The organism is Paenibacillus rubinfantis (assembly GCF_001486505.1).
Lineage (GTDB): Bacteria > Bacillota > Bacilli > Paenibacillales > Paenibacillaceae > Fontibacillus > Fontibacillus rubinfantis.
In genome coordinates, this window is sequence record NZ_LN909065.1 from 203,971 (window position 1) to 227,026 (window position 23,056).

Below are 23,056 nucleotides of genomic sequence, written 5' to 3' on the forward strand. Positions count from 1 at the left end.
TGATCAGCACCTATGTTAAAATAGTTGCATTAACCTACAAACCCGAGGTGAACCCATGATCACAGTCAGACCGTTGGAACCCCAGGAGTTTGATTTCTTCACAGATATGCACTACGAATCGATTCATATCCCGAAGGGGAAGCCACCGAAGCATGAGCTATTAAATGAACCACATCTGAAGAAATATCACGAAGATTGGGGACGAAAAGGAGACCGAGCTATCGTCGCCCTGAAGGACGACCAGCTTGCGGGGGCGGCGTGGTACAGGGTGTTCGACGAGGCGAATCCAGGTTATGGTTACGTCGATAACGAGACACCGGAACTCGGAATCGCCATACACCCGAATTTTCGAGGGATGGGAATCGGACGGCTCTTAATGAAGGAACTCATCCAACAGGCCGCACGTGATGGGTACCATTCGCTGTCTCTAAGTGTTGATCCTCAAAATGCTCCCGCCGTAGAGCTTTATCAGAAGTTAGGATTCATCTACTTCGGGATCTCTGGGACCTCTTGGACGATGAAACATGAACTCATTCCTAAAACGAAACCCACGTCTTCATGATAAGACGTGGGTTTCTCTTGCTCCCTTATTTCAACTTCCACAAAGCCGGTACATTGGCAGGTTCCCATCCTGGAAGGGAAGTATGGGCTTGAATACAGATATAAATGCTGCCATTGTAGGATACTTCATCGTTGATATTATAGGATACCCAGGCTTGCCAAGGTTGAGCATCACCCGGAGTGCCGGATGTCGACGTTGTCCCTTGCACGGTGGACCCTGCGGAGACGTTGCCGGCAGCGTCTTTCGCTGTAACGGTAAAGGTATACGTCGTGTTCGGCAACAAGCCGCTAATGGTTGCCTTGGTACTCGTCGCATTCAAATTGCCAGCACCATAAGAAATGGAATAGCCAACAACGCCCACATTATCAGTGGAAGCTGCCCACTCCAGTGTAATACTGTTTGTCGTAACCTCGGTTACCCGAAGTTGACTTGGAGCAGTTGGTGCCGTTGTGTCCGGTGTTGGATCTGGATCAGGATCCGGCCCTGGGTTCGACCCCAAACCGTCCAAATACGCCCGGTGGGAACGGGAGAATTCAAAATTTGCCGCCTTATCCCAGTTGATCGACCAGGTCATCAAGCCTTTGAAGCCAGGATACCCTTGCGGTTGTCGTAAAGTGTAGCTGCCGCCAAACGATTTACCATGGATCAGGTAATCCAATGCCTTGTGTACGTTGGCTGGCGTCGTATAACCTCCCCCTGCTGCCGCTTGCGTGGCCGGAAGGCCGATGAGCAATTGGTCCTGACGGAGTGCCGGGAATTTATAGTTTGCATTGCCACCAACATCAAATCCTTGCAGCAGCATTTCCGCCATAGCCACTTGGAAGTCTGCCGTACCCTGAACATAAGTTTTGCCGTCAAGGGCCGTCATCGGACCGGAGTTGTAATGCTGTACATGGAGATAGTCCAGTTGATCCCGTAAAGCGTAAATAACCGGTAGATAAGCGCCCCAAGGACCGCCATATGCCACATAACCACCTTGAACGTAAGCCGTCTCCGGCGCCATGGTCAACATGAAGTCCGGACCATAGCTGTTCAGAATATCACGCACCCCGGAAATTAAATTTACGATTCTTGGCGTCGTCGGATTTCGAAAATCCACATCTCCCCCGTTTAAGGATAATGAACTTCCTTCGAGGTCAATGTCGATCCCGTTAAACCCATAAGTATCGATGATGCTCTTCATCGTCTGAACAAAGGTTTGCCGAGCTTGCTCCGTAGACAGGTCCACGGTTCCATTAGCCCCGCCAATAGAAATGAGGACCTTTTTGCCTTTCCCTTGCAGTTCACGGATATCCGCTTTGAAGTCGTTAACGGTCGCATTATAGGGAGCAAACGCCATATTCCCGCTAGACGGTCCCCCAATCGGTTCGGCGAACGCAACCTGAATGACATCAAAATCCGGTGAGACTTCCCGCAGTCGAATATTACTGGACCCGTTATCGAAATTATGCCAATACCCAAAGATCTTACGCTCTCCTGCAGCTCCGGCCGGCTTGCCATCCACATAAGCAAGTGTTGAAAAAAGCGGAACCACGAGAGCCATGGCAAGCAACCAAATCTTCGACTTCGATAAAAATCTAGCTTGGATCATAGATATTCCTCCTCGCAGTATAAATTTCGTTTCTCGCATGAAACGTTACAACGATGGGGCTATCCATTAACCTCCTTTGCTTGGATCGTCAATCTCGTAAATATCATGAAATGTGAGATTGCAACACATATCTTATTTTACATATTCCACCATATTTCCTGCTAGATTTTACACATTTATATATTTTTTGAGATTACAGAGCGAGCTAGGAATTGAGGAATTTAAGAGAAACTACATCTAGGATTTGACAGTTTTGGGATTGTGATATAAAATGAAAGCGCATCCTTAATTTGCCATAACATATGGTATAAGGATGGGTGTCGATCCCACAATTTGAGGGCGCTGCTTTCCTGATCTCTCCCTATCAGGAACAACCCCGTAATCTTCTAGTGAAGATTGCGGGGTTCTTTGTTTTTTGGCAGCGGGAAAGGAGGAACCGAAGGTTCATCAGCGGTTGGCTTAAAGTCAAATGAAGTCCGTGTGCAGAAACAGTCTAAAAAGCTGGAAAGGTGGTTTGATCTATGAAACCGTTTTTAAAAAAATCCATTATCACCCTGCTCGCTTCCACCTGTCTCTTTACAGCATGGCTCATCCCCACCGTCGCCGTTCCTACGGCAAGCGCCGCTCCCGATACATCGGTTCTTAACAAACAAAACTTCTCTACCGATGTGATCTATCAGATTGTGACCGATCGCTTCGCGGATGGAGATCCTTCCAACAACCCGTCCGGCGCGGCCTATTCGCCGGGCTGTACGAATCTGAAGCTGTACTGCGGCGGGGATTGGCGGGGAATTATCAACAAGATCAACGAGGGTTATTTTGCCGGTATGGGGGTCAGCGCCCTTTGGATTTCACAACCCGTGGAGAATATTTACAGCGTCATCAACTACTCCGGTGTGAACAACACGGCTTACCATGGCTATTGGGCCCGCGATTTCAAACGGACAAACCCGGCGTTTGGCAGCATGAGCGATTTTCAAGAGCTAATCAACACGGCTCATGCCCACAATATTAAGATCATTATTGACTTCGCGCCTAACCACACCTCCCCTGCTTCCGAGACCCAACCTTCCTTCGCCGAGAACGGTCAGTTGTACGATAATGGCAACTTGATTGCCGGCTACACGGGGGATACCAACGGAATCTTTCATCATAATCAAGGCACGAATTTCTCCTCGCTGGAGGATGGCATCTATCGGAATCTCTATGACTTGGCCGACATCAATCACCACAACAACGCGACAGATACCTACTTTAAAGAGGCGATCAAGCTTTGGCTGGATATGGGGATCGATGGCATCCGGGTGGATGCGGTGAAGCATATGCCGGAGGGGTGGCAGAAGAACTGGGTCGCTTCGATCACAGGGGATCAACCCGTGTTTACCTTTGGAGAATGGTTCCTAGGCGTTGGCGAAAATGATCCGAATAACATCCGCTTCGCCAATGAATCCGGGATGAGTCTGCTAGACTTCCAATTCGGGCAAAAGGTCCGGCAGGTCTTCCGCGACAATACGGATACGATGTACGGTTTGAATAGCATGTTGACCACTACCGCTGCCAACTACAAACATATTCATGACCAAGTCACGTTTATCGACAACCATGATATGGATCGCTTTAAGCTCGGCAACAATGAGCGCCGTCTGGAGCAAGCGCTAGCCTTCACCCTGACGTCTCGCGGCGTTCCGGCCATCTATTACGGTACGGAGCAATATATGGCAGGGAACGGCGATCCGGACAACCGGGGTTATATGAGCGGCTTCTCGACTTCCACCACCGCATATCAGGTCATCGGTAAGCTAGCGCCGCTTCGCAAGTCGAATCCGGCTCTGGCCTATGGAACCACGCAGGAACGCTGGATTAATGATGATGTATATGTTTACGAACGCAAATTCGGAAACAGCTCAGCGCTTGTAGCGATTAACCGTAGCACGACTACCGCCGCCTCGATCACCGGCTTGCAGACCTCTCTTCCGGCCGGTACTTACGCTGATGAGTTAAGCGGACTGCTGAACGGCAGCAGCATTACGGTAAGTGCCGCCGGTACCGTGTCTGCCTTTAACCTGCCGGCAGGAGCGGTCGCCGTATGGCAATTTGCTGCGAACGATTCCGCACCGGTGATCGGTAATATCGGAACGGACCTGGGGAAAGCAGGCACAACACTGACGATTGATGGCCGAGGGTTTGGCAACGCGAGTGGGACCGTCTACTTCGGTACTACGGCAGTCACCGGTAACCAGATTGTGCAGTGGGAGGATACCCAGATTCAAGTGGAGGTTCCGGCGATCACCCCAGGACAATATAACATCAAAGTCCGCAACGCCTCCTCCGTGGACAGCAACAGCTATAGCAGCTTTAACCTTCTGACAGGGGATCAAGTCTCGGTCCGTTTCATCATAAACAGTGCTAGTACACAATTAGGCGAAAATGTCTACCTTACAGGCAACACGGCTGAACTCGGCAACTGGGATCCGAACAAAGCGATAGGTCCGTTCTTTAATCAGATCATCACGACCTATCCAACCTGGTACTACGATGTTAGCGTGCCGGCTGGGACAACCCTGGAGTTCAAATTTATCAAGAAGAACGGGGCGGTCGTTACCTGGGAAGGCGGCGCAAACCATAGCTTCACCACGCCAAGCAGCGGTGTCGGTACCGTCCAGGTTAACTGGCAGCCGTAAAGCTCCAGGTGGGTGACGGCCAATCTCCAAAAGAACCAGCCGGAGAGATATCCTCCTCGGCTGGTTCTTTCTTTTTGGATATCACGCTGGAGCAAGAGTATCCTCTCCAGCAATGGAACAATTGCGGACCGAGTTAGGGTTGCCCAATGCCCCGCCGTTTGGGTTCCATCTCACCCTCGGACGACTTCTTCGCTGAGACTCCCAGCGTTCATTGCCCCCTCTCTCCCGCCGGCATCTGAAAATGACGCAGGAGTAAGGTATACAGCTGATCCACCATCTCCGATGGCGAAAACGGCATGCCCTCCTCAACCCACCATTCCATCAGACTTACGGCAGCGGAAGTCAGAAACTGCACTTCCACCTCCCTGCTTACGGCAGATGGGATGCTATAACTGCTCAGAAAGTCCGTGATCCCTTGCCGCATGAAATCCATCATCCGTTCCCGGAAGATGGGATTCCCTTTTCCGGTCATTAAGATGGAATAAATCGCTGCATGGGCTCGTAGGAACTCGAACGATTGCAGCAGGAGCTGTCTGGACGAAACCGGCGTCATTTCCCCCTCCGGCAGACAACTCTCCGCCAACTGCTGCAAATACGTCTCGATACACTGATCCCGCAAGTCGAACTTATCCGTAAAATGCAAATAGACCGTCCCACGGTTTACATTGGCACGATCAGCGATATCGTTGATGGTCATTTTTTCGAACCCTTTCTCGCCGAGTAAGGAAACGAAAGCTTCCATGATCGCCTGACGCGATTTTTGAATTCTTCTGTCCATGCGGCCACCCCCTTATGCTTCAAAATGAACAAATTCCCATCCATCTGTTGATTTATCAACAACACTCCATCGGATTAACGATTGATGCCCAACCAGCGACAATGCTAAGGTAATTTTATTAGATCATCGTTGATTATTCAACAATTGTTGATTATATCAAGAAAGGATGAACAAGTTCATGAAGATTCTAGTTTACGGAGCAGGAGTACTCGGCAGTTATTTGGCACATGCCTTAATTCGCGGAGGAAATGAGGTTTCTGTGTTAGCCCGGGGAGCTCGAGCCGATGAATTGGAGCGGGATGGCATCGTTCTGCGTCATTATTTTCAACGGAAAACAACGGTGGATTCAGTTCATGTCATTCGGACGCTGGAGAAGGAGGATGTGTATGACCTCATCTTTGTTGTTATGAAATATACCGATTTTCGGGCGGTTTTGCCGATCTTAGCCAGTAACCCTAGCCGGAATCTGGTCCTAATCGGGAACAATGCCGAAGCGAGGGAAATGCAAGCGGAGCTGCTGGAGTCCAGCGAGATGGAGAAAAGAATCGCCTTTGGTTTCCAATTATCCGGAGGACGCCGGGAACCAAGACACACCTTAATTATCCGCGGTCGCGGGGAGATGCTGCTTGGCGGGTTAGACGGGCCGATTTCTTTTCAAGCGGAGCTTGGTCAAGCTTTCGCCCAAACCAGATACAAACTCACCTACATAGATAATATGGAGGCCTGGTTAAAAAATCACCTCGTCCCGATCGTGATGCTAAATTCTCTGTCGCAAATCCATAACGGCCAAATGAAGCGAGTTGCCCGTGACGGCAAGCTAATCCGCGATGCGGTGATTGCCATGGGTGAAGGCTTCCACGTGTTGGAGACGCTGGGAGTTCCGTTGATCCCTGCCGCTCAGGCTTCCGTCATTCGCAAACACAAGCGGCTTGTCCAAGGCTTCCTGAAGCTCTACCACCTGCTGCCGGTCAGCCGAATGATTGACGGGAGCTTTGCCGAAGTCGAAGCGTTGGCCGAGAAATTGCAAGAGTGGTCAAAACAAGCCAAGGTCCGTACGCCCCATTGGGAGGAATTAAACCGGAGGCTGCAATTGATAAAGGCTGGCGAGTAATCGCCAGCCCCTTGAGAGTTAGTCCAAGCTTGCCGTGTTTGCAAGCGGCAACGCCTCTTCTTTGCGTTTCTTCGCATACTCTGCGGTTGCTGTAAACAGCACATCGGAGGAAGAGTTCAGCGCCGTTTCGCACGAATCCTGTACAACCCCGATAATAAAACCTACCCCAACCACTTGCATCGCGATGTCATTCGAAATCCCGAACAAGCTGCACGCCAGAGGAATAAGCAACAGCGAACCGCCAGCCACACCGGAGGCGCCTGCCGCAGAGATCGCTGATAATACGCTGAGGATCACCGCAGTACCGAAGTCCACCTCGATACCTAACGTATGGACGGCTGCCAGCGTCAGGACCGATATCGTGACCGCAGCCCCTGCCATATTAATCGTCGCTCCCAAAGGGATGGATACGGAATAGGTATCCTTATTCAGTCTCAATTTTTCGCTCAGACGCATATTCACAGGGATATTCGCTGCCGAGCTGCGGGTGAAGAACGCCGTAATTCCACTCTCCTTCAAACAGGTAATGACGAGCGGATACGGATTGCGGCGAATGTTGAGGTAAACGATCAGCGGATTAACAACCAAAGCAATGAATAGCATGCAACCCACTAAGACAACCAACAGCTTGCCGTAATCCAATAGGGACTCAAGTCCGCTTACCGTAATGGATTCAAACACAAGCCCCAGAATCCCGAACGGCGCCAGTTGAATAACCCACTTGACGATTTGCGAAACGGCGTCGGATGCCTGCGTGAGTAAGCTTTTGGTCTGATCGCCCGCACCTTTCAACGCGACACCAAGCAGGATCGCCCAAGCCAAAATCCCGATGTAATTGGCATTCATCAAAGCGCGAACCGGATTATCCACCACATTAAGCAGCAACCCCTTAAGAACTTCAACGATGCCGCCGGGCGGAGTTATACCTTCGGTTGCCCCTGCCAAGGACAAGCTGACCGGAAACAGGAAACTGGCTGCCACAGCACTTGCTCCAGCAAGAAACGTACCAACCGCGTACAACAAGAGAATCGACTTCATATTGGTTTGACGTCCTTTTTGATGATTCGCGATCGCGGCCATCACCAGCAACAGGACCAGAACCGGCGCTACCGCCTTTAATGCGGACACAAACAACGTCCCCAGAAGCGCAATGCCGCTGGCTTGCGGTACGATCAACGCCAGGACGATCCCCACCACCATGCCTGCAAAAATTCGCTTCACAAGACTCACTTCATTCCATTTCAGTAAGATTGCCTTCATGTTTCTCCCCCATATGTTTATGATTTCACATCAATGCATAGCGATAGTATACCACGCGCTATGGACACATGTCCTCCTGGTGGAAACATTTGTGCAATACTTTTCACAGATTGTCAGAAGTTGCGGAGGCGAGTGCCAGCTCTAGACGGTAGTTCTCCAATTGGATTTCCGTCACCCGATCAAGCATAATTTGGGCCAGCTGTGCGCCGATATACGGCCCCATCGTTAATCCAGACGCCCCTAAACCGTTGGCCGCATAGATTCCCTTCCATCCTGGCAAAGCACCAATGACCGGGAGAAATCCCGGCGTGAACGGACGGAACCCCACTCTCGCTTCCAAGAAGCTACCGTCCTTCAGCCCTGGCGCTACGGTCAGCGCCTTGTTGATTACCTCTTGCAAGCCGCCCACGGTCACACTCGTGTCATAGCCAGGCAGATCGTTTTCATGTGTCGCCCCAATCACGATCCGGCTATTGTCGAACGCCAGGATGTACTGATCTCCCGGCGGCATGACGACGGGCCAACGCTCGGTCGCAGCATCGGACAGAGTCAAATGAACGATCTGGGCTTTCTGGTACGTCACCTGGAATTCCAAGCCCAGCGGGGCGAGTAACTGACGGCCCCAAGCCCCGGCGCATACGGCAATGGCATCGGCGCCAATCTCTTCCTTACCGATACGGACTCCGGTCACGGACGATTCGTCATGTAGTAGCGTCGCCTCGCCGTGGACCAACACCGCCCCATGCCGAACCGCCGCCCTGAGGAGCGACTCACGGAGTGCACGCCCGTCCACACGAGCGGCACCGCTCACGTAAAGAGCGTAAAAACCTTCATCCAACGGAGGGAAACGTCGCTTCACTTCATCCGGTTCTAACAACTGGATCTCGCCCATCTCTGGGGCTTCATACCTGCGCTCAGCGGCTAGCTTCTCCAAAGCCGCCAGCTTCTCGCGCTCCCTATGGAGGCGGAGCGCTCCGACGCGGGCATAACCGGTATCATGCTCTCCTTCTGCCTCTAGCTCTTGAATCAGTGACCCGTAATAACGCGCCCCAGCTCGGGCCAAGGTATACCAGTCCTGATTGCGCCGCTGCGATATCCACGGGCAAATGATCCCGGCCGCCGCATCGGTCGCTTGTCCCGGCATACCGCTGTCGACGACCGTCACGTCCGCTCCAAGCTTGGCTAACTGGTACGCCGTCGACGCACCCAGAATCCCGGAGCCGATTACGATAGTTTTTTTCACCCTGCCGCCTCCCTTTCACATCTTCTAGTTTAAGCTGAAACCAATATGGTAAACCTGCGTAACATCATGTAACGGTTTAATAATAAGGAGGACACTCGTATGATTATGACCACCACCACAACCATTGAGGGCTCGCCGGTTAGACAATACATCGGAATCGTCACCGGAGAGGTGATTATGGGTGCTAACGTCGTCCGCGATTTTTTAGCTTCGATTACCGATATCGTTGGCGGACGTTCAGGTGCTTATGAGAACAAGCTTCAAGAAGCCCGGGACACCGCATTCGCAGAAATGAACGAGAAAGCTTCGCGTCTCGGAGCCAACGCCATCATCGGCGTCGATATCGATTATGAAGTCATTCGCGAAGGGATGCTGATGGTTTCCGTCAGCGGAACGGCCGTCGTTGTGTAAACCTTCCCCGTCGACCCCGAATAAAAAGCCAAAAACCCGCGAAATGCGGGTTTTTGGAATTTCACGGGATGGCCCCGTTTATATGGCCTTCGTCATAAACACACTATTCGGATCCTCTATATAATCCCCAAAGGGTCCGCAATACGTAAACCCGAAGCTTTCGTACAGCTTACGAGCCGGAGCAAAAGCCTCCATGGAACCGGTCTCCAGGCTGACTCGCCGATATCCGCGCCGCACCGCCTCCTCAAGGAGATGAGCCAGCACTTGTTTGGCAACGCCCTTCCCCCGGTGTGCCAGAGCGGTTCGCATGGATTTGACCTCGCCGTGCTCGCCATCCAGCTCTTTAAGTGCACCGCATCCCACGAGCTCGCCGTTGATCCAGGCACTCCAAAACGTGACGTCCGGCCTCTTTAGTCCGTCCACATTTAACGCGTGGATGCTTTCGGGGGGTGAGTTCTCGGCCATGTTCGACAAATGCTCGCCGATAAAAGCTATGATTTCAGATCCGCTTAAATCATCCAATTGAATCGTTACCAACCGGCTCCCTCCCTATGCTTCGGACAAACTCTTTATTTCGCTTGAATGTATCCTTCCGCCTTCAGCAGTTCGGCAATCAGCACCGCGCCTCCTGCGGCTCCGCGCAGCGTATTGTGCGAAAGCCCCACAAACTTATAATCATACAGCGAATCCTCGCGCAAACGACCGACAGATACGCCCATCCCTTGCTCAATATCCCGGTCAAGCTTCGTCTGCGGACGATTTTCTTCTTCAAAATAAGTGATAAATTGCTTTGGCGCGCTTGGCAAACCCAGCTCCTGTGGACGGCCTTGGAATTGCTGCCAGCGCTGAATGATTTCTTCTTTCGACGGTTTGTTCTTAAACGAGACAAATACGGTAGCCAAGTGACCGTCCGTTACGGGAACGCGGATGCACTGGGTTGTGATTAAAGGCGCGCTTGCCTTCACGATCTGTCCACCATCCACATGCCCCCAAATGCGCAGCGGTTCCTGCTCGCTCTTCTCTTCCTCGCCGCCGATATAAGGAATCACGTTATCCAGCATTTCCGGCCAGTCGGTGAAGTTCTTCCCGGCTCCGGAGATCGCCTGATACGTCGAAGCCACCACGGTTGTTGGTTCAAATCCAAGCAACGCGTTTAATGCCGGCACGTAGCTCTGAATCGAGCAGTTCGGCTTTACAGCAATAAACCCGGTACTCGTTCCAAGACGTTTACGCTGCGCAGCGATCACTTCGATATGCTGCGGGTTCACTTCCGGAATCACCATCGGCACGTCCGGCGTCCAGCGGTGTGCTGAGTTGTTCGAGATGACCGGTGTTCCGGTTTTTGCATAAGCTTCCTCCAACGCTTGGATTTCGGCCTTTTTCATATCAACCGCACAGAAGACAAAGTCCACGTCCGCCGTCACTTCCTCGACCTTGGCCGCATCCTGAACGACGATGGATTTCACCGCTTCGGGAATCGGCGTCGCCATTTTCCAACGTCCCTGTACGGATTCTTCATAGGTTTTGCCTGCGGAATTGGCGCTGGCCGCGATTCCTGTGACCTCAAACCAAGGGTGCTGATCCAACAGCTGTACGAACCGCTGCCCTACCATTCCTGTCCCACCAACGATGCCTACTTTCAATCTTTCACCCATTTGTTACATTCCGTCCTTTCCCTGTACGTATTGGATCTTCCTCAAAATAAAAAATCCCACCTCCAAGACGAGTCTTCCGTCTTGGGGGCGAGATTGGTATGCCCGCGGTACCACCCCAGCTTCGTTAATATGTCGCCATATTAACCTCTTCAAGTACAGCCCGGCCCAGCCAAGCCTATACCCTAGCTCTATAACAGGAGCTCCTGTCACACCATCCCGCCGTTTAAACGTTCCGATGCGCTGCTCAGAGGCTTTCTTCGATAAAGTCACGCTTTGCTCCTTCTCAGCTTACCGGAGCTCTCTGGGAAAGGTTCCATTTACCTACTCTTCTCATCATCGCATTTCATGTTGCGATAATATTACCAGATTCACGCCGGAACGTAAACCGGTTTGAACAAATTTTCTGGGCCCAATTGTTCCCTTAGTCCATCCGAATAACGCGGTATCTTCGCCGGTACGCTCCCGGGGTGAAGGAGGTCTCCCGTTTGAACAAACGGGCGAAATAATTCGGATCCGGGAACCCGCATTGCTCCCCGATCCGTTTCAGCGGTTCATCGGTATGGGCGAGCAGCCGCTTGGCCCGTTCGATTTGCTGATGATGACGGTATTGCAGCGGACTCATCCCCGTATGCTGCTTCAAACATCTTGCCAAATAATCGAAATGAAAATGCAGATCGCGCTCCATCACCCCTGCGTCGAAAGGAAGGTCCAGTCGATCTTCCAAGTAGGTGGCGACCCGCTCGCTGAGTTCATAAGACCTGGACTGCGGACCGCCATGTCGTATCCCTTCTTGCAGTTGGAGAAGCAGCTCTCCAAACCGAAGCTGCAGCTCGAAGGAACGGTACGGCGTGAGCGAACGGTGCAACGTAATCATTTCGTCCAACAAAGGGCGAAGCGTTCGGAGCTCCACGTCGGCAAATTTCGGAATATCCACCAAGGCCGGGCGCGGCTCCGTGTCCTGATCGGTTCGCGCCAGCGGGGCCTGCTGCCCCCCTTGCTTCTCTATCCGCTTAGGCGGGAGATGGTTGGGATGGCAAAAATGGATCCAATACACCTCCGTCTCCTCCTCGGTGGGGTGGTACCCGCGGTGTCTTTTGCCCGGTTCCAGCACCAGCAGCTTCCCGGCATGGATCTCGTAGGTAATCCCTTCCTCTTCCATAAATAAAGCGCCCTTCGTGCAAAGGATCAGATCGTACGCCTCGAAGACCCGTTCGGCATGGGTGACTCCCGGCTTCCATAATGCATAACCCACCGTGGCCAGCAGCGGGAACGGCGGCGCCTCGAACTCCAATACGAGCATGTCATCGCCTCCCTATCTTATGTAGAAATTGTACTATATTTAGTCGCATTTATCAGCTGTATCAAGTAATCAAACCATCTAGAATGGTAGGTATCGTACGATAAATAAAAATGTTCACACGGGAGGAATACCCATGAGATTTCGTCAGGTTCATCTTGATTTTCATACTTCTGAAGCGATCGAAGAGATCGGCAGCCACTTTTCTAAACAGCAATTTCAAGAGATGCTCCAACTCGGTCACGTGGATTCGATCACGGTGTTCTCCAAATGTCATCATGGCTGGGCTTATCATCCCTCGACCGCTAATGAAATGCATCCGCATCTATCCTTCGACTTGCTGGGTGCACAAATCGAAGCCGCGCATGAAATCGGCGTTAAAACGCCGGTGTACCTTTCTGCCGGACTCGATGAGAAGCTGGCGCGTCGTCACCCCGAGTGGTTGATCCGCGACCCGCAGGAGAAGTTAAGCTGGTCGCCCGACTTTATGACGCCGGGATATCATCAATTTTGCATGAACACCCCCTACCTGGACATCCTGGCCGCACAAGTTCGGGAAGTCGTCACCCGTTACGATGCGGATGGGATCTTCCTCGATATCGTTGGAGTACGCGAATGCTATTGTCAATCCTGTGTCGCCGAAATCCGCAGACGCGGCTTCGATCCCCGCGATCTGGAAGCGATGAGAACCCTTTGGGAAGAGACCTATTTCCGTTATGCCAAAGCGATGGACGAGGCCGTTCATGCCATCAAACCCGGCCTGCCGGTCTTTCATAACAGCGGTCATGTCAAGCGCGGTCGGCGGGATCTTGCGAAGCTGAACACCCATCTGGAGCTGGAGTCCCTGCCAACGGGCGGTTGGGGGTATGATCATTTTCCGCTCTCCGCGCGGTATGCTCAAGGGCTAGGAATGGATGTCCTCGGGATGACGGGAAAATTTCACACCTCATGGGGCGAATTCGGCGGCTACAAACATCCAAATGCGTTGAAATACGAGACGGCGCTGAGCTTGGCCAACGGGGCGCGTATCTCCATCGGCGATCAACTTCATCCGACCGGCTTGATGGACCTGGCCACCTATACGCTGATTGGCGAAGCATTCCGTGAAGTCGAAGCGAAGGAAGCGTGGTGCGCGGACGTAACCTCCATTGCTGACGTAGCTCTCTTGTCTGCGGAGGCGGCAGGGGAGCCGGGCACCGCCGGGCAACAAGCTGACACGGGTGCCGTCCGGATCTTGCTGGAAGGCCATTATCTATTTGATGTCGTAGATACGGAAAGCGACCTCAGCTCCTATTCCGTTGTCATCCTGCCGGACGTAATCACCATCGACGAACCGTTGAAGACGAAACTTACGGCGTATCTCGCCCAAGGCGGCAAAATCCTGGCTACGGGCCGCTCCGGCCTGTCCCCGGATGGTTCACGGTTTGAGCTGGATTTTGGGGCCACCCCACACGGGGCTTTCGTATCGAACCCGTCCTATTTTCGGCCGGATTTTGAGCTACCTTCCTTAAGGAACGCTTCCTTCGTCATTTACGCCGACGGTCAGGACATTCAACTGAATTCCAACGGAACCCAACTTGGCAGCCGGGAAAATTCTTATTTCAACCGTGACCTGTTCACCTTTTGCTCGCACCAGCATACGCCATCCAACCTGCAGGACGCCGGTCCCGGAATGGTTGAAGGCCCTGCCGGCATTTATGCGGCTTGGAATCTGTTTGCGGATTATGCCTTGAAGGGCAGCTTGCCCGTAAAGGAGATTCTGCATTACGCCTTAGACCGCCTGCTGGAGCGCAAAACGGTGCGCACGAACCTTCCGGCACAAGGAGTGACGACGCTGCAGGCTCAGACGGACAACAACCGCTGGATTCACCACCTGCTGTATGCCTCTCCGGTACGCCGGGGCCAAAACGTCGAGGTCATCGAAGACCTGCCTGTCCTGAGCGACATCGCAGCAACGGTGACCGTCCCCGCACAGGTACGGGAAGTCTACCTGGCACCTCAGCGGACGCCGCTCCCCTTCCGTCAGGAGAACGGCAGCGTTCATTACACCCTGCCGTCGTGGTCCTGCCATCAAATGGTGGTACTGCAATTTTGACCGTACTTAACGAATCCGATCATTCACCGCAACCTCTCCCCCTGTGAGGACGTAGAACAAGTATCTGAGTCAGGGAGGAACTATTGTGAGGTGGAAACCTTGGGTTGCTCGGTGGATCAAGAATACGAAAACCCAGCTGTTGATTGCACTCCTCGTGATCTTTGGGATTAGCGTCTGGACTGCACCTTATTTTTCGGAAGCGGTGTTTTATATGCACGGGGACAAATTTAGACCCACCCATCAAAAGCCGCAGGCATTAACGTATCGCTCCTATGACGGTCAAGAGATCGCAGTCATGAACGGCAAAGATCATGACCATAAGAGGGTAAGCATCGATCAACAGGAATATATAGTGAACATGCTCAATTCCCCACCCGTTCCCCGTTATGAGGTGATCTATCCATCCGGGGAGCGGTACCAAGTGGAATCACATAACGAGATACTGTTGTGGTTGGACGATCAAGGCAACATGGTCCCGGAAATCTCATGGGCCATCAATGGCGTTCCTCAGCCCATCGACGAGAAAGTTGGCTTATATAGTCCGAGTATGATCGTCCGGGCGGCGTTCTCCGAATATCACACCAAACAGGGGAGCCTGCTGCTCTACTACAGTTCCTATGTCCTTATGGTTTTCGGATGGTGCTTATTCCGTTACGAGAAGCTGCAAAACGTCCTGTTCCACCTTTCCTTGCACAGCTTATGGGTGCGGGATGCGGAACCCAGTGATTTCTATTATGTCTCCAGTAAAATAAGCGGTATTGCGATCATCGGAATCGGGATCTACGTCTTCGTACAATCGTTTCTCATCTAAAAAACAAGGCCAACCGCATGCGGTTGGCCTTCGTTATTGTAAGTATTGGACTTATTTTACTTCCGTTGCACCCGTCACTTTGCCATCGATTTTCGCGGTGGCTTGAACATCGGCATTGGCGAAGTAAAGGTTGCCGTCGATCGTAGAATTCTCGTACAGGTTGAAGCCGTTTGCTTCTACGTAAACATCACCTTTCACGGTACCGCCTTGGATTCTCAGGTTTTCACTTTGCACCGTCAATTTAGGAACCGTTAACGTGTAAGAAGCAGTGACATTGTGATCTTCGTCTTGAGCATACAGAGCGATCTTCCGGTAGATATCTTTCGAAGCATCGTTCTTGTCGTGGAATTCACCGGCAACAACCACATCTTTATCCACCGTCAAGTCGTCTAGAATCGCAATGATCCAAGTCCCTTTCTCGCTAACTGCGCTCGTGAACGCGTCCGCTTGATTCACGATCGAAGCCGTCGTCGTAGCGTCGGTTTGCTCTGCGGGTTTATTTGTATTTGCCGCCGAGTTATCGCTGTTCGAACCACAACCTGCCAGCAGTGCTGCTGCAAGCCCTGCCACTACCAATCCTTTGACCATTTTCATGTTTGTTTCCCTCCTGTTTTTATCTTCAGTTTGAATTATAAAAAAAAGTGCAATTGGATAATGTGATTTATTTCACTTTTAATGTGCTTTTTTTCACATATATAGACACAGCTTGTTCACCTTTAAGACCCCCTCCTCTTTTCTCGTCTAAACAAGCCGACCGGTCACCCGATCGGCCGTGATCTATGTGAACTCCCGGATGGGAGGTATTGTATATTTATCGTTGCGTATGAATCGGCGTTCCCATCGGGGAGGAACCTGCGCCCCCATCTACACTGATCTCCGCTCCGTTGACGTAGGACGAATCGTCCGATGCCAAGAACAGCACGGCATTGGCCAGTTCCTCCGGCTCCCCCATACGGTTCAACGGGATGTCGCGTTTCAAATATTCTTCTTTTGGGTTAAACTCCGGAACTGCGGTATTCCCCCAAATCGGTGTTTTGGTGGCGCCGGGAACGACCGTATTCACGCGGATGTCGCGTGGGGACAACTCCGATACCAAGACCCGGGCCATGCTCGTGACAGCTCCTTTACTGGCGGCATATGCGGAATACCCCGGATGACCGGCCTTCGCCAGCACAGAGCCATTCAGGATGACGGAGCCACCTTTTCTGATATAAGGGGAAGCTGCTTGAATTGTGAAGAACACACCGGTGACGTTAATATCCAGAATATTCTTAAACAGCGTTGGGTCCGCACTGCCGAGTGGCGTACTGCCGCTGATACCGGCATTGGCGAACACGATATCTAAACCGCCAAAAGCGTTCACGGCAGCCGCGGCCGCTTTCTCCGCATTCGCCGGATCAGAGGCATCCGACACTACACCAAGGCTGTTGGCCGTGCCTAGCTTTTCTACCGCTTTTTTCAGGTTTTCCGGATTCCGCCCTGTGATGACGACCTTCGCTCCCTCGGCTACGAACAATTGGGCCGTCGAAAACCCTATGCCGCTGCTTCCTCCCGTAATTAAGGCTACTTTACCTTCCAATTTTCCCATGTGAATCTCTCCTTATTGTAAAATGTATTTTTTGAGAATGTTCATTCTCATTTTGGCAAAAAAAAGATTACTTCAGTGCGTTCATCGTCGTATCGACGATCCGGACAAGCTTTTCCTTGTCTTCCACCGTCTTCACCATCACTCTCAGGCCGGCCAAGGCATTATTAAAATAGGAAGCCAACTCTACCGCGTTCAGCGAAGGGTCTAATTCACCCGATTGTTGTCCCGCTTCAATCAGACCGCGGATCATGTGTTCGGAATGCTCCCAGCCATCAGTAACGAAAGCTCTGGCATCGGCATCTCCCGATGCCAGCTCTACCGCCGTGTTCACCATGAGGCATCCGACCGGAGATCCCTCCTCGGGATAGATCGCCATATCAAACAAGCCGCGGATCGCCGCCTTCGCAGAACGAGCTTCGCTCAGCACCTTTGACATCCGCGTCGAGATCACTTCTTGATACCGGTTCAGCGCCCGGACATAGAGAGAATGCTTATCGCCGAACGTGTCGTACATACTGCGCTTATGAACGCCCATATGCTCGACCAAATCCTGGATCGACGTTCTCTCGTAGCCTTGTTCCCAAAACAGCTTCATCGCTTTCAGCAATACCGTATCCTCGTCATATTCTTTGGCCCTGGCCAATGGGCGGTCCCTCCTTCCAAAGTGAGTTTACCATAATGAGAACGTTTGGTAAAGAATTATTTTAGATCTAACGTTCTTAAATAAATGAGGCCGAAACCTAACAGCCCCCGGCACGGGTAACCCGTCCGGGAGCTGCATTGTTCCCTATATCTATTCCTTACCGATAGAGATTCAGTTCGGCGATCGACCACCACCACTCCGGGGTTGTGGAAGTTTGCACGATTTTAACGTATCGAGCGGTTTGCTGCGGGAAGGTCGTCACGATTTGATTACTCCTTCCGACGTCTTCCGTGACTGTCGTCCAGTTGTCCGCATCTTCCGAGATCAGGACCTGGAAGCTGCGGGCATAATCGTTGTCGCTGCCGCCCGAGTCCATGCTCAACCGGCTGAATTGCCGCTCGCCGCCGAGGTCAATCTGGATCCACTGATCTGGGGACTGTCCCGCGCCGGAGGTCCAGCGGCTGCCCAGGTTATCGTCCAGCAGTGCCGAGACATCGGTATAAGTCGAAGCCGTAACCGTCCAGACCGAACGGTCTAACTCACTGAGGAACAAGTCGTTCCCGTCGATTGGTTCCGGTACCCAAGGCGTCTGATCCGCCGTAAATACCTTCACTTCATGAATGGACCACCAGTGGGAATCGGTGCCTGTTTGCACGACTTTAATAAACCGTGCCGTCTGCAACGGGAACGCTGCCGTTACCAGGGGACCCTCGCCCGTACCCAAAGCGACAGGATCTCCCCAAGACTGACCGTCAAGCGAAACGTACACCTCGTAGCCATGAGCGTAATCCTCATGGCTGTGGCCGCTGTCCATGACGATTTGGTCTACCGGCTGGGCAACGCCCAAATCCAGCTGGAACCATTCGCCGCTCGATTGCTCGCGTCCATTTGTCCAGCGGGAACCTTGGTCGCCGTCCAGCATCGCCTCCGCGCCGTCGCCAGAGGAGGCCGTTACAGCCCAACCGTCAGGCACCAGTTCTTTTTGCTTGCCGATGCCATCATCATTGACCTCAAGCTCAGCGATGGACCACCATCGACTTGCTTCACCGAGTTGGACCAGCTTCAGGTAACGAGCGGTTTGCGTTGGGAAAGTGATCGACAGGCGTCCCGGTTGACCCGAGCCTCCGATGACCGGCTCTCCCCAGTTCTCGCCGTCGTTGGAAACATACAGTCGATATGCGCGAGGGTAATCCTCGCCTGCGTTGCCCGGGTCGATCACGACGGAATCAAAGCGATGCACTGCGCCCAAATCCACCTTCACCCATTGGCCGCTTGCCTGCTCTCTTCCGTTTGTCCAAAGCGTGTCGCGGTTCCCGTCCAGCATATTTGCCGTCACATCCAGACCTTGTGTGGAGGAGGCAGTCACGACCCAACCGGATCGATCCCCAAGTGAACCGTCACCGTCCACCGGCGGCAAAATGACTGGTGTCGAAGCGCCAAACTCAGCCAACTTAAGCTCCGAGATGGACCACCATCTGTCCGAAGGGGCGGTCAGCACGATTTTTACATAACGGGCTTGCTGCTTATTCAGGGAGACAGCCAAGCTTGGCGAAGTTCCGGTGTCAGTCGCTACCGGCTCATTCCAGTTCTCACCGTCAGCCGAGACGTAAACTTCATAGCCATGCGCGTAATCTCCCCAGTTTGTGCCGGAGTTCATAAACAAGGTATCAAAGGTTTGCTCCGAGCCTAGATCCATTTGCAGCCAATCCCCGGGAGCTTGCAAGCGACCCGAGGACCAGCGGGTGGACAAGTCGCCGTCTACAAGGCGTTCAACGCTTTCTGAGCTGGAGGAAGCCGTGATGGTCCATCCGCTGCGATCCAGATATTTTACGCCTTGCGACGGATCCGGACCTTCCAGCACCGTCTCTTCAAGCGGATTGACTTTTACTTGGGCTTTGGCGTATACCGTTGCTGAACCCAATGGCCCGTTCGCATTATAGAAGTGGACCGTTTTGGCACTGTCCGACGGATTCCAGATTTGCGCCGTGTAGACGCCGCCTTTTTCATATACGGTTACGGCCGGATCGTCCGCCCAAATCTCCATGGTGCGGGTCCCCGTCGAAACCATGCTGTGAATAAACCAGTAGGCGTTAAATACTTCGTTTTGCTGCATTTCGCGGGTATCCCACTTCGCCAGCGCTCCTTCCGGATCGCCGATCGATTGGAACGGCCAGATGATATGCTGCCATGAACGCTCCTGCTGGCCGCCGAGGTCTTTGATCAGACCGGCATACAGTTCATTCGTTTTTTTCGGGTCCCGACCATAATAAGTCATCCATTCCGCCGGCGGGAGCCAGTGAATGCCATAAATCTGCTCCGGATCTCCGGAGAAATACGTACCGTACAAATAGGCGCTGCCGTAGACATGGCCTACCGTCGCATGATTGTAGCCTTCCACCCAATTGTCGTGATCATAGTTAAACCAATATTGCTCGGCCGCTTTTTCCTCGGTCGTAAAGCCCCAAATGCCGGTATCCCGATATTCGTCGTTGCCGGTTACGAGGCCCCACATGTATTCGCCAACCCAACTGAACAGGGCTTCTCCGGCCGCTTCCTGATTGTTGCCGCTGCGGTTGTCGGCATAGCCGCCCGCCCAGGAGTGGCCCTCGTACGGGTCGAAGTTGCGAAGCCAAGGGAATTGGCTGTCCGTCTTCGACGGATTCGCATAGTCGCGAATCAATACTTCCACCATATCGCGGTAATCGTGGAGGAACTGCGGATCATACGTCGCGAGTACGGCGGAAGCAAAAATGTAATAACCATAGGTGAAATGGTGATCCGTCAGCCCCGTATTTACGCCAAAGCCGCTGCCATACGGGAAGATAGAGCCCCACTCATCCGAGTAATGGAAATAGTACGAATGCAGCCGTTCCTCCGGCGAATAGGTGTACCAGTCCGTCAAAATGTCCCTCAACTTGGAAAGATAATATTCTCTCCGTTCCGTATCGCCAAGCTGATCACTGATCAGAACGCCTAGTGCCAAGGGATGGAGCTTTTTGCCTTGCCAATAAGGATCATCGCTCATGATGTTCCCCGACACATCCGCATCCAATTGATCCAGGTACGCGATCATCTGTGCCCGGGAATAGGTCGGATCGTTAGGTTCAACGAACTGCGGAATAATTCCGTAGAAACGGTCTTGCGTCGTAAAAGAATTCCCTTCGCTCACCTTCATCAAGCCGCGAATCGATGGATAGCTTAGATCGGTTAGCGGTGTGGCGGCGATTTTCCATTGATGCGAAAGCAACGCCATCAACGTCTCCGAAGAGAAGCCCGGGCGCTTCAGCTCTGTGACCGAACGGAAATCGGTTGTTACGAGCGAAGTTGCCTCATCGTAACGGTAGTCGACGACCGTATCCGATACGAACGCATAGGCATGCTGATAATAGTTAGCAAGCTCGTTGGCAGACGGAAGCGTCGCCAGAGACAGATAATTCCCGCCCGGGCTAAGTTTGATCTTGATCGTATTGCCCAGCTTCATGAACACCGTCCCCTCCGGAGCGAACACCCCGTAATGACGGACGAACGTCTGCGGTTGCGGCGCCTTATCCTGGTTGGTCACTTCGATTCCGATATGGTCGGTTGTCAGGATGTCGCCGTCATTGAGCAGGATCGGCTGGTTGTGATCGTCATACAATCGGGTGATGTACTGCGATTGCAGAATCGCTGCATCCGGATTCTCGAAGGTGTTGTAAAGGAACGGTGAACCTTTAATGAACGTCGTGCTCATTTTTGCCGTATTGTCGTCACTCATTACCACCGTGGCGGAGTAGTCACCATAGCCGGAAATTTTCGTAACCACATCAGCTGGGTTGATGTTATTCGTCGACAGGATCAAATCCGGTTCGCCGTCGGCGTTAATCGAACCTCCATCAGCGGAAGCATAACCGGCCCCCGGATTCAAAATGTTCAGCCCCTGCTTGGTGTACCAGTTCTTCAGCGGGAGCGTCACTAAACCGTTGCCATCGCCCAAATTGGAGATCAGAATCGACTGCCACCAATCGTTGGAAGGAATCGGACCTTGCACGTCGGATGTGCGGAATTTCGGATTTTTTGGCTCCAGCATCGTCACATCGTTGATTTCATAACTGCCCGCACCAACCTGAACGGGGGAAACGGCCGGAATTTCCGGGATGTCGTAAGTGGATTTCGGATCGCCCTCGCGATAAGCGTAGACACCAAATTCGTATAAAGAATAACCATTGGTCGTGCCGCGGCCGAGCCCAGCCATTTTTACGTAACGAGCCTTCGCATAGACCTGAATGGTTTCTCGTCCTCCCGATCCATTTAGCTCACGGTAGACGGTCGTCCAGTGACTCGCATCCTCTGACACTTGAATATCGTAAGCGCGCCCGTAAGCGGTCTCCCAGTTGAAGGATACGCTGCCGATTTCCCGGCTTTCGCCCAAGTCGACGTAAATCCATTCGTTATCCTTATAAATCGAAGACCAGCGGGTATCGTTGCTGCCGTCGGTCGCGTTGATTGCCAAATAGTTTTTTTCTTCCATATTGGCTTTATCTTCGGCCGACTTGCTAGGCTCATCAATTTCCAACGACGAAGCCGTTACCGGCTTACCCAGCGCCAGATTTACCGCCGCCGGTTTCGGAGGTAGGCTGACGCCGCCGGTGCCGTAGACGTTAAACTCGTAAATCGACACTCCGTAGGCTTCCTGGGCCCGTTTCGTGCTAAACACGCGGACATAACGGGCTTTTGCAGCCACCTCAACTTCGGTTAATCCGCCCTTCCCTTCCGTTGTGGAATAGACCGGCTTCCAGTGAACCTCGTCGTCCGACACTTCAAACGCAAACGCGCTGGCATAAGCGTTTTCCCATTTGACAGAAATCTTCGAGATGGTGGCGCTGGCCCCCAAATCGACGTAGATCCATTGTGGATCTTTCTTCCAAACGCTTTCCCACCGGGTGTTCTCATTGCCGTCAACCACCATGTCCGGTGTATTGCCGCCTAACGCAGAAGAACTGTAGACCGGTCTATATAGGGACAGTAAATAATCTCCCTCTGCCGCTTGGGCCACCGGTGCGGGGAAAACTTGTACGCTGCTGATCACTAAAAGGATAGCGGTCAATAAATGCGCCCAAATGAACCTGGACTTATGCTTTCTCACGAACGCTCGCTCCATGATCTCTCTCCTTTTTATTTTGAAACTGTAAAGCGTCCTACCTGTTTTCTATCCGGTTCTGGTTTCACCTCTGCACTCTCGCCATCGCATGTCTCCTAACATTAAAAATTCGCATCGAGCAGTCCTATTGTGGAAAAAAGTACCACTCCAACATGGATTATCGTCCGATGCTGCCCTTTATTGTAGAGGCGAT

17 protein-coding genes and 1 other annotated feature are annotated in these 23,056 nt (G+C 52.4%); of the genes, 6 read left to right on the forward strand and 11 right to left on the reverse strand.

The features are described from left to right. Window positions 1–55: 55 nt before the first annotated feature. The gene (locus BN3277_RS12325) at window positions 56–562 is read left to right on the forward strand and encodes a GNAT family N-acetyltransferase (RefSeq protein WP_059043085.1); all 507 of its coding nucleotides are present in this window, start codon (window positions 56–58) and stop codon (window positions 560–562) included. Between the two features lie 25 nt (window positions 563–587). Here BN3277_RS12325 and BN3277_RS12330 read toward each other — a convergent pair whose 3' ends face one another. Beyond that, window positions 588–2,153: a carbohydrate-binding protein gene (locus BN3277_RS12330; protein WP_059043087.1), complete on the reverse strand. Its 1,566-nt coding sequence runs from the start codon at window positions 2,151–2,153 to the stop codon at window positions 588–590. A gap of 521 nt (window positions 2,154–2,674) precedes the next feature. On the opposite strand from BN3277_RS12330, the gene BN3277_RS12335 reads away from it, so the two are divergent. Continuing rightward, window positions 2,675–4,834, forward strand: a complete 2,160-nt coding sequence (locus BN3277_RS12335; protein WP_059043089.1) for an alpha-amylase family glycosyl hydrolase — start codon at window positions 2,675–2,677, stop codon at window positions 4,832–4,834. Window positions 4,835–5,042: 208 nt separating this feature from the next. On the opposite strand, the gene BN3277_RS12340 is transcribed toward BN3277_RS12335, so the two are convergent. Then, window positions 5,043–5,612 (reverse strand): TetR/AcrR family transcriptional regulator, encoded by a 570-nt coding sequence (locus BN3277_RS12340; protein WP_059043090.1) that lies wholly within the window; start codon window positions 5,610–5,612, stop codon window positions 5,043–5,045. 178 nt (window positions 5,613–5,790) lie between these two features. Here BN3277_RS12340 and BN3277_RS12345 point away from each other — a divergent pair, with 178 nt between their 5' ends. Next, entirely contained in the window at window positions 5,791–6,723 is a 933-nt protein-coding gene (locus BN3277_RS12345; RefSeq protein WP_059043092.1) for a ketopantoate reductase family protein, read from the forward strand. A gap of 18 nt (window positions 6,724–6,741) precedes the next feature. On the opposite strand, the gene sstT is transcribed toward BN3277_RS12345, so the two are convergent. Both sstT and BN3277_RS12355 read right to left on the reverse strand, forming a co-directional pair. Further along, window positions 6,742–7,983, reverse strand: coding sequence for a serine/threonine transporter SstT (sstT, locus tag BN3277_RS12350; RefSeq protein ID WP_059043094.1), 1,242 nt, complete (start codon window positions 7,981–7,983; stop codon window positions 6,742–6,744). A 103-nt stretch (window positions 7,984–8,086) separates the two neighbouring features. Beyond that, window positions 8,087–9,226 (reverse strand): NAD(P)/FAD-dependent oxidoreductase, encoded by a 1,140-nt coding sequence (locus tag BN3277_RS12355; RefSeq protein WP_059043097.1) that lies wholly within the window; start codon window positions 9,224–9,226, stop codon window positions 8,087–8,089. Between the two features lie 99 nt (window positions 9,227–9,325). Between BN3277_RS12355 and BN3277_RS12360 the strand changes: the two genes are divergently transcribed. Continuing rightward, window positions 9,326–9,637 carry a YbjQ family protein gene (locus BN3277_RS12360; protein ID WP_059043098.1) on the forward strand — a complete coding sequence of 104 codons (312 nt, stop codon included), beginning with the start codon at window positions 9,326–9,328 and terminating at the stop codon, window positions 9,635–9,637. A gap of 78 nt (window positions 9,638–9,715) precedes the next feature. Here the strand turns inward: BN3277_RS12360 and BN3277_RS12365 are convergent, their stop codons facing one another. The 3 genes from BN3277_RS12365 to BN3277_RS12380 form a co-directional block, all read right to left on the reverse strand. Beyond that, window positions 9,716–10,174 carry a GNAT family N-acetyltransferase gene (locus tag BN3277_RS12365; RefSeq protein ID WP_059043100.1) on the reverse strand — a complete coding sequence of 153 codons (459 nt, stop codon included), beginning with the start codon at window positions 10,172–10,174 and terminating at the stop codon, window positions 9,716–9,718. 32 nt (window positions 10,175–10,206) lie between these two features. Then, a complete protein-coding gene (gene asd / locus BN3277_RS12370; RefSeq protein ID WP_082691441.1) occupies window positions 10,207–11,292 on the reverse strand; it encodes an aspartate-semialdehyde dehydrogenase in 1,086 nt (361 codons plus the stop codon). An 80-nt stretch (window positions 11,293–11,372) separates the two neighbouring features. Further along, window positions 11,373–11,638 (reverse strand) — a binding site (T-box leader). A gap of 75 nt (window positions 11,639–11,713) precedes the next feature. Beyond that, the gene (locus BN3277_RS12380; protein ID WP_059043105.1) at window positions 11,714–12,592 is read right to left on the reverse strand and encodes a helix-turn-helix transcriptional regulator; all 879 of its coding nucleotides are present in this window, start codon (window positions 12,590–12,592) and stop codon (window positions 11,714–11,716) included. A 133-nt stretch (window positions 12,593–12,725) separates the two neighbouring features. On the opposite strand from BN3277_RS12380, the gene BN3277_RS12385 reads away from it, so the two are divergent. Next, window positions 12,726–14,684, forward strand: coding sequence for a beta-galactosidase trimerization domain-containing protein (locus tag BN3277_RS12385; RefSeq protein ID WP_059043107.1), 1,959 nt, complete (start codon window positions 12,726–12,728; stop codon window positions 14,682–14,684). Between the two features lie 85 nt (window positions 14,685–14,769). Continuing rightward, window positions 14,770–15,495 carry a DUF6199 family natural product biosynthesis protein gene (locus BN3277_RS12390; RefSeq protein WP_059043109.1) on the forward strand — a complete coding sequence of 242 codons (726 nt, stop codon included), beginning with the start codon at window positions 14,770–14,772 and terminating at the stop codon, window positions 15,493–15,495. Window positions 15,496–15,546: 51 nt separating this feature from the next. Here BN3277_RS12390 and BN3277_RS12395 read toward each other — a convergent pair whose 3' ends face one another. From BN3277_RS12395 to BN3277_RS12410, 4 genes are all read right to left on the reverse strand, one after another. Continuing rightward, window positions 15,547–16,089, reverse strand: a complete 543-nt coding sequence (locus BN3277_RS12395) for a polymer-forming cytoskeletal protein (protein ID WP_059043111.1) — start codon at window positions 16,087–16,089, stop codon at window positions 15,547–15,549. A 217-nt stretch (window positions 16,090–16,306) separates the two neighbouring features. Then, a complete protein-coding gene (locus tag BN3277_RS12400) occupies window positions 16,307–17,083 on the reverse strand; it encodes an SDR family NAD(P)-dependent oxidoreductase (protein WP_059043113.1) in 777 nt (258 codons plus the stop codon). A gap of 67 nt (window positions 17,084–17,150) precedes the next feature. Continuing rightward, window positions 17,151–17,726: a TetR/AcrR family transcriptional regulator gene (locus BN3277_RS12405; protein WP_059043115.1), complete on the reverse strand. Its 576-nt coding sequence runs from the start codon at window positions 17,724–17,726 to the stop codon at window positions 17,151–17,153. A 157-nt stretch (window positions 17,727–17,883) separates the two neighbouring features. Then, window positions 17,884–22,863 (reverse strand): discoidin domain-containing protein, encoded by a 4,980-nt coding sequence (locus BN3277_RS12410; RefSeq protein WP_059043118.1) that lies wholly within the window; start codon window positions 22,861–22,863, stop codon window positions 17,884–17,886. Window positions 22,864–23,056 lie beyond the last annotated feature (193 nt).